Origin of the sequence: Psychrobacter sp. UBA6766 (assembly GCF_002453355.1) — a bacterium.
In the GTDB taxonomy this organism is placed as follows: Bacteria; Pseudomonadota; Gammaproteobacteria; order Pseudomonadales; family Moraxellaceae; genus Psychrobacter.
This window is the reverse complement of sequence record NZ_DKGQ01000008.1, coordinates 110,199-122,794: the sequence shown is the minus strand read 5'-3', so window position 1 is coordinate 122,794 and position 12,596 is coordinate 110,199. Positions and strand designations below refer to the sequence as shown.

The window sequence follows — 12,596 nt, the reverse complement described above, 5'->3', positions numbered from 1 at the left end:
ACTTCATGTGTTAATCTAAGTTATTAATAATCCATAAATGTGACATTAAAAAGCCTAACAAGCAAGCCATCCCCTAGTAAAATTCTTATTACGGTTCATAATATTATTCGGCTCAAGCCTTTCTAATTTCTCGTCTTTCTCGTCAGTAAACAACCAAACTATCTGATAATTTTAAGGCATTGACCAGCATGGTATAAGGTCAATCCCAGTTCAGTAAAGCCAGATTTAATGCCTGCGAAAGGGATTTTGGCCTCTTCTAAGGTTTTAAATGGAATAGGAATACTGTCTCTATTACCGGTCAATATATACTCAGCGAAGCATTTGCCCATAAGCGTACCGGTAGTAATACCGCGGCCATTATAAGCGGTCGCCGTCAGCAAACCTTCATCGGGCTCCATCACGCGAAAGATATGATCTTGGGTAAAGCCAAAGCTACCGCACCACTCATATTGCCAATTAAACGCCGGCAAATCTGGATAATAGCTCTTTTGCACCGCATTGGCCCACGCTTGATAAAAGGATTTTGGTTTCATCTGTATACCACCGACCGTGCCCAATAATAACCGATTGTCATTATCACGGCGGAAACTTGATAACGCCAAACGCGTATCCCACGCCCCCGTTTTGTAAGGTAAAATACGGTCTGCCGCCTCGCCGCTGAGCGGTTCAGAGGCAACCTGATAGTAATAAACCAGATAAAAAGTTTTAGTAATTTCTGTCCATTCGCCTTCGCTATAAGCGTTGGTAGCGATGATAACGCGCTCAGACTTGACGCGCGCTTTAGCAGTTCTTGCATACCAATGACCGTCTACTTTTTCTAATGCTTCAACGCCAGAATGCTCATAGATCGTTACGCCAAGGTTGGTGGCAACTTTGGCAAGGCCTCTGACATATGCTAGCGGATTGATGGTACCCGCGCGGTGGTCTAATAAGGCTTTATTAATACTGGTCGTACCACAGTATTCATGACATTTGCTGCCAGTTAATACCTCAACATTGGCACCGCGGCGGCGAAGCTGCTCGTATCTGATATCGACATCGATTTCACCTTTGGCGTTATGAGCCATGTGAAGGTTACCAGCTTGAGTGGCTTGTGCGTCGATATCATAGCGTTTGATTAAGTCGAATACCAAACTTGGTGCTTGCCCAAGTGCTTCTGTCAAACGCTCACCGGCTGCTTCACCCAGACTGATATTCAAGTCATCAGGGCGCGCCCAAGTTCCGGCGTTCACTAGCCCAACGCTTTTTCCCGAACCGCCACTACCAATGGTTTGACTTTCAAGCAAAACAACCTTGACGCCTTTTTCGGCTAAATGAATCGCAGCCGATAACCCAGTATATCCACCGCCAATGATGCAGACGGCCGCTTGGGTATCGCTACTCATTTGGCTATAGGCATCAATATTAGGCGCCGTCATGTTCCATAAACAGTGCTCTTGCAACATATCATATTCCTTTGCTATCACGCTTCTTTGACGGTAAAAGTTGCGTCAACTTTTTCTACTTTAGGCTCTTCGCGCGGTATGAATTTATCAAGGAACGCCCATAACAGCCCAAATAAAGGCGATAACCAACAGGCAAAAGCAAAAGGCGCATAAGTCAATGTAGCTATACCGAGTGTCGCTGCGACGAAACTACCGCCCATATTCCACGGGATAAGTGGTGATAAAAGCGTACCAGTGTCTTCGATAGAGCGCGTCAAGGTTGTGCGCTTATAGCCCATGTCTTTATATTTATCTTGTAATAAACGTCCTGGCAATACCAACGTCGTATAGACATCACCGATTAACGTCCCAACCCCAAGAACACTGGCGTAGGTGGTGAGAATCAAACCGATACGCGACTTCACCGCTTTATCTATTTTGGCCATGATGGCTTTGAGCGTACCGTAGTGCTCAAGTGAACCGATAAAAGCAAGGGCAAAAATGGTCAAAGTAATGACCCATGTCATCGACATTACGCCACCCTTTGACAACAATTGATCTACCACTTCAAAACCCGTCTTACTGACAAAGCCATTTTGTAGAACATTAAAAACATCACTCACGCCAACGCCTTGCATAAAGACAGCAATTACTGAACCTACCAGCACCCCGCTTAACACCGTCGGTATCGCTGGCATTTTCATCACAGCGGCGACAATGACCACTAACGCTGGCAATAAGGTGATCACACTTAAGTTGTAATTGGCCGCTAAGTTGTCTTGTAGCGCACGGATAGAAGACAAATCGATACTATCGTCACCATAACCCATACCAATCCAAGCATAGAGCGCTAAAGCGGTAATCATGGCGGGCACGGTCGTCGGTAACATACCCTTAATATGATCCCAAAGGTCTACACCCGCCGCGGCTGGGGTTAAATTAGTGGTATCTGATAGCGGTGACATTTTGTCGCCAAAAAAAGCACCGGAGACGATAGCGCCACCTGTCAGGTGCGGGGGAAGACCAAGCCCCATGCCAATTCCCATCATCGCAAGACCCACGGTTCCGACCGTACCCCACGAGGTTCCAGTAGCGACAGAAATGATGGCGCAAATAAGACAGACAGAAAATAAAAACGAGGAAGGAGAGAAGATACTAAAGCCGTAGTAAAGAATGGTTGGGACGGTTCCGGCGATAATCCATGAGCCGATGAGCATTCCGACGCCCATCAGGATGATCATTGCTGGCAAACCAATTTTGATCACCTTTAAAAATCGCTCTTCCATTCCTTGCCAATTACGGCCTCGTAGCTTCATAAATAAGCCAGTGATTAAAATACCGCAGGCTAAGGGTATGTGAGGGGTGAAATCTTTGAAGACGAAAAACTGTATCATCAGAATGATGGCAGTCAATACAAGCGGCGCAATATCGAGTAAAAAGCTAGACGACGGATCGTAACCGTCTATATTGGGGTTATGCGTTTTATCATCGATCATAATAGTTCTACCTTCCTTAGTAGTCGTCGATGGGAGTGGCAATCAATCCTTGATTGCTTATCATTTTTAGCCTGCCAAGCTTATACAAAGTACGCTTGGCAGTTTATTGATAAATACATCAAATTAGCAAAAGTTTGTATAAACCTTTTTATTAACCAAAGCTAATACCTTGGGCAAGCGGTAACTCTTTTGAATAATTGATCGTGTTAGTCTGACGGCGCATATAAACCTTCCACGCATCAGAGCCAGATTCGCGGCCACCGCCGGTTTCTTTTTCACCGCCAAACGCGCCGCCAATCTCAGCGCCACTGGTACCGATATTGACGTTGGCAATACCGCAATCACTACCACGATTACTGAGGAAAGTCTCCGCCTCACGCAAATCATTGGTAAAGACGCATGATGATAGGCCTTGTGGCACATCGTTTTGCATCTCAATAGCTTCGTCAAAGTCTTGGTAGGTCATGACATAAAGAATGGGCGCGAACGTCTCGCTTCTGGCGACGTCATTTTGTTTGTCAAACTCAACAATGGCAGGAGTCACGTAATAGGCGTTAGGATATTTGTCTGCAAGGACACGCTCGCCTCCTGTGACCGTGCCGCCCGCTTCTCGTGCCTTTTTCAACGCTGCTTGCATATTATTGAAGCTGTCTTCATCGATCAGTGGCCCGACCAGATTGCCCTCTAGTGGATGACCGATGCTGACGGTTTCATAAGCGGATTTAATGCGAGGTAAGATATCGTCTTTGATAGATTCGTGGACAAATAGGCGGCGTAGTGTCGTACAGCGCTGACCTGCCGTGCCAACGGCTGAGAATAAAATACCACGTAACGCAAGGTCTAAATCAGCACTTGGCGCCAAAATCATGGCGTTATTACCACCAAGCTCAAGTAAGCATTTACCAAAACGATTGGCAACTATTGGCCCGACTGCTCGGCCCATGCGCGTACTGCCCGTGGCGCTCACTAAAGCAACATCTTTATGCTCAACCAAGGCATTACCGACATCTGTCTTGCCAAGTAAGACTTGCGACAAATGCTCTGGCGCATCGCCAAATTTGGCCAAGGCTTTTTCAAACATCGCCTGACAGGCCAAAGCCACGAGCGGCGCTTTTTCTGACGGCTTCCAAATCACAGGGTTACCGCAGACAATAGCCAGCGCGGTATTCCACGACCACACTGCAACGGGGAAGTTAAAGGCTGAAATGACACCAATCACCCCGAGCGGATGCCACGTCTCACGCATGTGGTGACCCGGACGCTCTGATGCAATCGTCAAACCATAAAGCTGACGCGATACCCCAACGGCAAAGTCGCAAATATCGATCATTTCTTGCACTTCGCCTAGGCCTTCTTCTTTGATCTTGCCAGCCTCAAAGGACACCAGCATGCCTAAGTCTTCCTTATGCTCACGCAATACTTCACCAAGCAAGCGCACCAGCTCACCACGTCTTGGCGCAGGCACCACGCGCCACTCTTTAAAAGCTTTTTTGGCATTGGCAATCTTGGTATCGACCTCATCAACGCTGTCCAAGGTTATGCTGCCAATCACCGAGCCATCAATCGGGCTATTGACGTCAAAATCACCATTTTGATATTGCGCTTCTTCGACGCCCATCGCGGCCATATACTGCTTGATCATAGTCCATCCCTTTTATTAATTTATACTTCCTTGAATACTTATTAACTTAACTTGCACCCAGTTAAGTTGCAAAATAATTAATTTCGTACTGCCATTCCTTTTTGGAATGCTCATTAATAGTTCCAATTATCTATCACTGTTTTAGATAACACCATTTAAAGCTTTACTATTTAGATTCGCCAAACATGCTTTGAGACTTTGCGCTTGCAGCGTTTGATAAAGTTCAAGCTCATCGTAAACCTGAGCGCCCAAAGCATTCTCAAACGCTTCTTTATTGGCATGACCTTTATCATTGCTTTGCTTGCCGCTGTGTTCGTCGTTTTCATTGCCGTTTGTACTGTCGTTTGTGCTGTCGTTATGTAGATTGGACTGAAAAATCCCCGCCGCACTGACAGGTAAAAAATCCTCATAGACAATGGGTTCTAGGCGAATCATTCCTTGCTCAAGCAAATCAGTAACCACTTGCTTTGATAGAGGGTCATTTACGTTTTCTACGTCTATAGAATCTAGCGTTGGCTCGTTATCTGTATGGCTATCGACCGCTTGATAGTAAAAATACGCTAAACCTTCATCATGCAGCGTTTGATAATCATCAGGGAACGCTGCAAATGCACTTTCTAAAACCTGATAATACTCTGAGGCGTTATCGGCATTTGGCGTCATGCCCAACTGGCGGCGGGCTTGATTAAGCAGCTTGTCATAAAGCGCTCTGCCTTTGGGCGTCAGCGCCACGCCGCGCTGCTCAATCTCCCCAAAGCGCGCAGTATGATGTCCTGTCTCATAGCCGCCTTCGGGATTTTTAAAATCAACTGCTTCTTCTAACGCTTTAAAACTTGTTTGACGTAATAAAATAGGACAATTTCGTCTAGGCGGCCCTTCTATGATGGCCTTTGGCGGGATGCCTTTTGCCTGCATACCTGCTTGCACCGCATCGATATCTAGCGTTCTAGGCGTCAGATGGTTGATATGCGGGCCCTTAAAACCGACGACGTCAGCAACAAGTCCGTGTTGGCTTAGTAGTTGCCGATAAAGCCCTTTAGACACGGGTGTTTTGTCATGCCAGCGAAAGGTTTCTAACGCTTCTTTGACAAATTGCTTAGCGTCTTCCGCCGTCAGCCTGCCCTGCTCCTCAAAACGTTCAATCAAGCTAATAACATCATCTGTAAATATTTTGCGCTTATCTAGCACCGTCATCGCTTCTTGTTTTAATGCTTCATCATCGATTAAATCAAGACGCAATAAAGAGGTAAACACGCGAAATGGGCTGTTATTTAATGACGGTGTCTCAAGCGCTCGAAAAGCCGTAGAATGCACAGGCACGCCAGCGGGCGCCAAATCATAGTAACCAACGGGGTACATGCCCATCACTGCAAACAACCTTCGCATCATACTCAGCTCAGCGGCGGTGCCTAATCTAATCGCACCGTGGCGCTCCATATTTAGCCTATCAATCTCTCCGGTGTGCTCAAGTTGCTGCCTAATTTCAGGCTGCTTATTTAATACTTCAGTATTTACCTCGCTCACCAAATCAATGAGGTCACCATATAACGGCACTTCTTTTTGGTACATCTCTGACATGGCGATAGAAAAATTGTGGCGAATATCATCGCTATTGATAAAGGTAGGGTTCACAAGTATGTATCCTTTTTAATTAAGATATTTTTTAGATAAAAACAGTCTTTTCAGAAATTCTCAGTAACTCACAGTAACTACCGCTTTGGCATTTCATTAGGAATACTGCTTAGCACGCCTTTTAAAATATTAAGACCCGCCGTTAAGGTTTCAGGCTCAATCGTGAGCGGCGGCAGTAAGCGAATAATATGTCGATATTTGCCACTTGGCATGAGTAACAGACCCTGCTCGCGTGCTTGTTTTAAGACACGCGCCATCACACTTGGATGCGTGCCATAAGTTGGGTGACGCAGCTCGATACCGCGCATCGCCCCGATTCCTGTAAGCCCATATAGCCATGGAGAGATATTTTGCTGCTGCCATTCCTTGACGGTATTTTCAATGGTGTTGGCATAATGCTGAGCTGATTGCCAGACCTCATCGTCCTGCATGATATCCAAAGTAGCATTTGCCGCCGCACACGCCACTGGATTACCTGAATAGGTCCCGCCCAAGCTCCCTTTTGGCAGACCATTCATCACGCCAGCTTTGCCTACTACAGCCCCAAGTGGTAAGCCGCCAGCGATACTTTTACCGAGCAATAATATGTCAGGCTCAATGCCCAAATGCGTAAAGGCAAACGGCGTCCCTGTGCGGCCATACCCAGACTGAATCTCATCCATAATGAGTAAGATGCCATGCTCATCACAAAAGCTGCGTAGATATTGGGCAAACGTCGCTGACAGCAGCTGAAAACCGCCCTCGCCTTGGACGGGCTCGACGATAATGGCACCGATATTAGCTACATCAGTCTCCACCGCAAATAGACGCTCTAAAGCCGCGATCGCATGCTGATCGCTGATATCATTATCGGGACTAGGAAAAGGAATATGATAAACGCCACCGGCTAATGGCCCTAAGCCGCGCTTATAAGGCGCAACCTTACCATTTAAATTAACCGCCGCCAGCGTGCGCCCATGAAAGCCGCCATCAAAGGCAATGACACCAGTGCGGCCAGTCTTCATGCGAGTGATTTTTATGGCATTTTCGGTGGCTTCTGCGCCGCAGTTGGTGAGCATGCCTGCAAGCTCACCCTGAATAGGAATCCATTCACACAGTCTTGGCATAAAAGTTTGATACGGCTGATGAGCCGCGGCGTTGTAAGCATAATGAATCAGAGATTGCGCTTGATTGACAATCGCGCTGACGATGTGAGGATGACAATGGCCAAGGTTTAAGACGCCAATACCGCCGACAAAATCAATATAGCAACGGCCCTTATCATCCCAAACGTTGGCATTTTTACCTTTGGTTAGTGTCAGCGGATGTACCATCGTAAAGGCATCGGTGACGTTATATAGCTGTTCCATGGCGGTCTCTCATCTTCCTTGATTAAGGAATCATTTGAGCAAACCGCTTTACTATCAGCAAACGAATAATAGTTGTGGCGCCATTCCTTTTTGTCATTGCTATATCTATCATTGGCAAAAAACCGGCTCAAGGCCGGTGCGTTTCTATCTTTCAAACTGTACTTTTGCAAACCTCACTTTTGCAAACTTTGTTTTTTAACCTTGTTAATAGCTAAAGGGTTAAAAGATTAATCGCTAAAAAGTTTAAATCTGCTCTATATTACAAGACAAAATCCAAGTCTTGCTCAGGCTCCGTTGATTTTTCAAGATAAGCTGAGATCCATTCTAAGATTACCTTTATTTTATGCGCATTGCCCATGGATAAAGGGTAAGACATATAATAAGCACCTCTGCCTTTTGAGGCATATCGCCATGCCGTTACCAAGGCACCTGATCGCAGCTCGGGCGCAACCAAACGCAGTGGCACCAATGCAATCCCATAACCAAGTAGTGCCGCCGAAATAGTCGTATGAAAGGTATCAAAGCGTGGGCCGACAAAGGTGCCATCGATACGAATATCCTGCTGTCTAAAATATTCATACCAAGCGCTAGGGCGTGAGCTGAGTTGTAATAACGTGCAATTATCTATATTGCCTATATCACCTATGCATGCGGCTTTGTCTGTTAAATAATCAGGGTGACAGACGGCAACATTATACTCGTCAAACAACTTAATCGACTCCATGCCGCCCCAAATCCCATCGCCATATAAAAACGCCACATCGACGTTTTGATCTTCAGAAAAAAACGGCCCCGCCAGCTCTTTAATGGTTAAATTAATCAGCGGATTTTCTGCACTAAACCCATTTAATGCAGGCAATAACCAACGCGAGCAAAAAGTTGGATGCGAGACGATTTTGAGTGCCTCTGAGTTGTCGCTGTTTGACATCAAGCTGGTGGTCGCCGCCTCGATATGTTTGAGGATTTCCAACACTTCTAAGTAGTAAGTTTTACCAGCTGGCGTTAAAGAGATGCGATGCGGTGTACGATAAAACAGCGACAGGTTCAGCATTTCCTCAAGCTGCGCGACTTGCTTACTGATAGCGCTTTGCGTCATGTGCATCTCTTGCGCCGCATTGGTAAAACTTAAATGCCGAGCCGCCGTCTCAAAGCATTGTAGCGCCGTGGTCGAAGGATACCTTCTAAAAGCAAGCGGGGTTTTATCAGTATTCATAACGTATTCATTCTTTTAGTCATACCCATATTAAGCGCATAAATAAAGGCCAAAAAATTCATTTTATATATTGAGCGTTGCCTCATTTAAAGCAAACACCACAAGAAATCGCCTAACAATTCAACTCAGATGAATCGAACAGTTTATAGGTTTAACGTTGCCATTATTACTCTATTTTAAACGATACGTTAAACGACCGTTAAAGAAAAATAGCCTGACACCCCTGTTTTAGCGCTTAATCTTAATTGCCATTTTTTGCTTCAAAATCCTTCCTCACTTGCTCCCATTGTAAGTCCTACTGTCTTAAAAAGCTTATCCGAAAAATTGTGTAGGTAAACTTAACCATATAATACTATGCTTATAAATTTTATTAACTAGTATATGATACAGAGATTGACAATCTTTTACCTTTATTCACCTGAAAACCTTAAGTTTTTTTATTATATTTAATCTCGTTGATGACCATTTTATAGCCACTTAGTGCTATGTAATGTTTATTAGCAATTTACTAGCTTCAATAATTAAATTTCATTGGATGAATATAAAATAAGGAAGGTAGAAAATGACTAATCAATCAAACAACTCAAACCAAAACAATCAAAACAATAACCAAGGTAGCAACAACAGCAACCAGGGTGGTCATGGTAACAACCAAGATAGCAGCAACAATAGCAATCAAGGTGGCCATAACCAGTCAGGCAGCAATAGCAATAGCAATAGCAATAGCAATAGCAATGGTGATACCTCAAACCGTGGCTTCGCTAGTATGGATCCAGATAAACAACGTGAAATTGCTAGCGAAGGCGGCAAAGCTGCGCATGAAAAAGGCACAGCTCACGAATTTGATTCTGAGGAAGCGCGTGAAGCCGGCAAGCAAAGCCACAAAAACGATGATAACAACCGTTAACAATAACAAAAACGATATTTGGCTATCCTCGTGCTATCTTTAGCTTAGCTCAATTATCGTGAGATCGTTTTTAAAAGGCGACTTTGGATAGTTTTCAAAGTCGCTTTTTTAGTGAACGTATACTTTAATTGTAAGAAGTACCTTAACTAAAATAAGGATATTAAAATGAAAAACTCAGTACTGAAAAAAACCTTCCAAAACAAATTATGGATAGCCGTATTGGCAAGCCTTATTGGTCTTAGCGCGTGTAGTAATGAGAGAGAAGACACGACTAACGCTAGCACAGACTCTGCTACTGCGGACTCTAGCGAAATGAACACTGTGAATGACAACGTTCAATCTACCGATGCTGAAGCTGATGAAATGGCACCTGTAGCAACACCACAAGACAATACAGACGCGATGAACACTTCCACAGATACCTCGACAGACAATACAGGAAACGATGAAGATCATACCTATTATTCTGGCGTAGACAGTGTTGAGGATGAAGAAAAAGGAGTTGACGCGGTCACTGTCAACGAAAACAATCCGAACCTAAATCAAACTCCAGCAGAGGGAGTGCAATAGTGCTAGCAAGCAGCCTATCTAATTAGTACGGTGACTTGATTTACTGTGATAGCTCTTATCAAAGTCGGGCCGCCTAGCTACTATTACTTATGTTACTTAAAACCCAATCATGCCTAATACAAAATAAGCGAGACCATCATAGTTCTCGCTTATCTTTTATCCAATCATATTAAATCGCATAATTATCAATCTTTGCGCCTATGTTTTGGTTTAAAGGGTTTTGAGAATTGCAAAATGATGAATCCGACGACAGACAATATAATGGCAATTTCATAGCGTGCATAGGCGACGGAGATACCAATAGCCGCTGTGTTCCATAGTCCAGCAGCGGTTGCCGTACCCTTTGCACCATCTTCGTTTTTGAAAATAGCTCCGCCACCAATAAAACCCATCCCCGTAATAATACCGTACATGATTCTCGCTTCCGCGTCAGATCCCTGATAGATATCCATACCTACTAACATAAAGGCGCATGAGGCAATTGTCACTAAAGGAAAGGTTCTGAGTCCAGCACCGTTGTCTTCAAGTTCACGATTAAGAGCAATCGGTAGCGACAATATAAAAGCAATGCCTAGCTGAAAAGAATGGTAGGCCAAGATTTTCAGACTGATATCAAATTCAAACATAGGTACAACCTAAGAGTCCATTTAGATGTCCATCGACCGAATTGCGGACGTGCCCTATTCAGTTTAAGTTAAAAAGTGATTGGATACCAAACATTTTGTATTGTTTGTGGCCGTTATATTTTCTCTAAAGTCTGATAGTCAAAACTAAGTGACAATAAATGGCAAACAATGCTACAGCGAAATGGTACGGTCCTTTTTAGTATTTGAGCCATAGCCGCAATTTGCTCTTACTCTTACCCTTGTCATTACATAAGAAAGTAAAAAACTGTTACGCAAATTCATCACGACGTAAATTGAATTTTAAAGAAGAAAGTACTGTAATAACTGCTTAGATAATTACAATTTTTTTGAAGTTACTTTTTTTAATAAGGAGGGCGCTGTGACTGATACGTGTGCAAAACTGTTAGCAGATAAGGGATTAACCGTGGTTTTTATTGAAAGCGCGACCGCAGGCTATCTAGCGCACTGTTTTTCTGTCAGTTCCTATTCAGGCGATGTATTAATGGGTGGATTAGTATGTTATGACGCTTCCATAAAAAAGAACGTGTTAAAGGTGTCTAGCGAGTTAATCGCGGAGTATACGCCTGAATCTTTAGAGGTTACCCACGAGCTCGTCGTTAAATCTAAAAAAATGTTTGAGGCCGACTTACATGTGGCGTGTACAGGCCTGCTAAAGCCCGGTGGTTCTGAAACGGAAGAGAAGCCCGTCGGAACGTTTTTTTACTGCATTGGCTATAAAGGCGAGATTTATGATTTTCGCTGCTTCTGTGAAGGCGCGCCTGAGCAAAAGCTACGCAGCATAAACAGTATTATTTGTAAGAGTATTATTGACGTGGTCAACCAGCATGGGGATTGATGCCTGCCAAGCTGGTTCATGTTGGTTAGTTCACAATCTTATTATTCAGCGCTTTCGCCCAGCCTTTTAAATGATGACAACGATTGCACACTTCATCTGGCGCTGAGATATACTCGACATAGGCGCAATGCATACAGGCATAAGGGTGACCATTTTCTATTACCTTTGCTGCCTGAAATTCTTTAGGGAAAATTGGTAGCCCATACTGCGTTTCGTCGTGTGGAAATAACAAAACACTAAACTGACCATCCGTTTCGAGTAATCCTATCTCCACTTGTCCTAAGTGACGCACGCCTTGTTGCCGCATTTCAGTAAAAAATTCATCGTGCGACATTTTACCTTTTTCGACATCTTCAATGATCAATAAACCATTTTCTACGATATAGGTAGATTTGCCTTCTAATAGAAGCTCAAAGAACTTGTGCTTCGTGGTGAACCACGTACAAAGTCTATAAAGAAGTAGAACAAGACTCATGATGAGCACCGCTTGAATCAGCGGCAAGTCTTCTGTGAACATCGGGTCACCAGCGATAGAGCCTAGTGACAGAATCATGGTTAATTCAAAAATAGTGAGTTGGCGAATGCCGCGTTTGCCTGTACTTCTTAACAATAAAATGATTAAGCAGAACATGACGGTGGTGCGTATGACTATTTCTGCGGCAAAAGACCATGTTGTGTCATAAATAAGAATACTTGCCCAATCCATTTTATTCTCCCATTATTCTTTTTTATTTCGTTATTTTTTTATGTATAAGTATATTAAGGCGAATCGCAGCCTTATGTATAGCGCTTTTGATACTGATGTCTTAAAACAAGCCCTGACTTAAAAAAGGCTGCTAACACTATGACAAAGATAGCGCTAACAACCTTTTATATGGATA

At 44.0% G+C, this 12,596-nt stretch carries 11 protein-coding genes; 3 read left to right on the top strand and 8 right to left on the bottom strand.

The genetic code is table 11. The features are described 5' to 3' along the window. Positions 1-158: 158 nt before the first annotated feature. The 6 genes from B4K26_RS02350 to B4K26_RS02325 form a co-directional block, all read right to left on the bottom strand. On the bottom strand, positions 159-1,445 hold the full coding sequence (locus tag B4K26_RS02350; RefSeq protein ID WP_296243290.1) for an NAD(P)/FAD-dependent oxidoreductase: 1,287 nt from the start codon (positions 1,443-1,445) through the stop codon (positions 159-161). Positions 1,446-1,462: 17 nt separating this feature from the next. Beyond that, the gene (nhaC, locus tag B4K26_RS02345; RefSeq protein WP_296243289.1) at positions 1,463-2,920 is read right to left on the bottom strand and encodes a Na+/H+ antiporter NhaC; all 1,458 of its coding nucleotides are present in this window, start codon (positions 2,918-2,920) and stop codon (positions 1,463-1,465) included. 151 nt (positions 2,921-3,071) lie between these two features. Continuing rightward, positions 3,072-4,562, bottom strand: coding sequence for an aldehyde dehydrogenase family protein (locus B4K26_RS02340; RefSeq protein ID WP_296243288.1), 1,491 nt, complete (start codon positions 4,560-4,562; stop codon positions 3,072-3,074). Positions 4,563-4,703: 141 nt separating this feature from the next. Then, entirely contained in the window at positions 4,704-6,140 is a 1,437-nt protein-coding gene (gene hglS / locus B4K26_RS02335) for a 2-oxoadipate dioxygenase/decarboxylase HglS (protein ID WP_409521372.1), read from the bottom strand. A 131-nt stretch (positions 6,141-6,271) separates the two neighbouring features. Beyond that, positions 6,272-7,543 (bottom strand): 2-aminoadipate transaminase, encoded by a 1,272-nt coding sequence (locus B4K26_RS02330; RefSeq protein ID WP_296243285.1) that lies wholly within the window; start codon positions 7,541-7,543, stop codon positions 6,272-6,274. A gap of 259 nt (positions 7,544-7,802) precedes the next feature. After that, positions 7,803-8,756 carry a LysR substrate-binding domain-containing protein gene (locus B4K26_RS02325; protein WP_296243284.1) on the bottom strand — a complete coding sequence of 318 codons (954 nt, stop codon included), beginning with the start codon at positions 8,754-8,756 and terminating at the stop codon, positions 7,803-7,805. A gap of 562 nt (positions 8,757-9,318) precedes the next feature. Here B4K26_RS02325 and B4K26_RS02320 point away from each other — a divergent pair. Both B4K26_RS02320 and B4K26_RS02315 read left to right on the top strand, forming a co-directional pair. Further along, positions 9,319-9,663 (top strand): KGG domain-containing protein, encoded by a 345-nt coding sequence (locus tag B4K26_RS02320; protein ID WP_296243283.1) that lies wholly within the window; start codon positions 9,319-9,321, stop codon positions 9,661-9,663. Between the two features lie 165 nt (positions 9,664-9,828). After that, positions 9,829-10,233, top strand: coding sequence for a hypothetical protein (locus B4K26_RS02315; RefSeq protein WP_296243282.1), 405 nt, complete (start codon positions 9,829-9,831; stop codon positions 10,231-10,233). 185 nt (positions 10,234-10,418) lie between these two features. On the opposite strand, the gene B4K26_RS02310 is transcribed toward B4K26_RS02315, so the two are convergent. Then, complete coding sequence (locus B4K26_RS02310) at positions 10,419-10,859, bottom strand: MgtC/SapB family protein (RefSeq protein ID WP_296243281.1); 441 nt, start codon at positions 10,857-10,859, stop codon at positions 10,419-10,421. A 379-nt stretch (positions 10,860-11,238) separates the two neighbouring features. Here B4K26_RS02310 and B4K26_RS02305 point away from each other — a divergent pair, with 379 nt between their 5' ends. Then, positions 11,239-11,715: a CinA family protein gene (locus B4K26_RS02305; protein WP_296243279.1), complete on the top strand. Its 477-nt coding sequence runs from the start codon at positions 11,239-11,241 to the stop codon at positions 11,713-11,715. A gap of 25 nt (positions 11,716-11,740) precedes the next feature. Here the strand turns inward: B4K26_RS02305 and B4K26_RS02300 are convergent, their stop codons facing one another. Beyond that, the gene (locus tag B4K26_RS02300; RefSeq protein WP_296243278.1) at positions 11,741-12,421 is read right to left on the bottom strand and encodes a DUF421 domain-containing protein; all 681 of its coding nucleotides are present in this window, start codon (positions 12,419-12,421) and stop codon (positions 11,741-11,743) included. Positions 12,422-12,596: the final 175 nt, after the last annotated feature.

What these genes read in the sequence shown, in the direction of transcription:
- B4K26_RS02330 (WP_296243285.1), bottom strand. Translation starts at nt 7,543, where the DNA reads ATGGAACAGCTATATAACGTCACCGATGCCTTTACGATGGTACATCCG.
- B4K26_RS02310 (WP_296243281.1), bottom strand. Translation starts at nt 10,859, where the DNA reads ATGTTTGAATTTGATATCAGTCTGAAAATCTTGGCCTACCATTCTTTT.
- nhaC (WP_296243289.1), bottom strand. Translation starts at nt 2,920, where the DNA reads ATGATCGATGATAAAACGCATAACCCCAATATAGACGGTTACGATCCG.
- B4K26_RS02350 (WP_296243290.1), bottom strand. Translation starts at nt 1,445, where the DNA reads ATGTTGCAAGAGCACTGTTTATGGAACATGACGGCGCCTAATATTGAT.
- B4K26_RS02315 (WP_296243282.1), top strand. Translation starts at nt 9,829, where the DNA reads ATGAAAAACTCAGTACTGAAAAAAACCTTCCAAAACAAATTATGGATA.
- B4K26_RS02300 (WP_296243278.1), bottom strand. Translation starts at nt 12,421, where the DNA reads ATGGATTGGGCAAGTATTCTTATTTATGACACAACATGGTCTTTTGCC.
- B4K26_RS02340 (WP_296243288.1), bottom strand. Translation starts at nt 4,562, where the DNA reads ATGATCAAGCAGTATATGGCCGCGATGGGCGTCGAAGAAGCGCAATAT.
- B4K26_RS02325 (WP_296243284.1), bottom strand. Translation starts at nt 8,756, where the DNA reads ATGAATACTGATAAAACCCCGCTTGCTTTTAGAAGGTATCCTTCGACC.
- B4K26_RS02320 (WP_296243283.1), top strand. Translation starts at nt 9,319, where the DNA reads ATGACTAATCAATCAAACAACTCAAACCAAAACAATCAAAACAATAAC.
- hglS (WP_409521372.1), bottom strand. Translation starts at nt 6,140, where the DNA reads ATGTCAGAGATGTACCAAAAAGAAGTGCCGTTATATGGTGACCTCATT.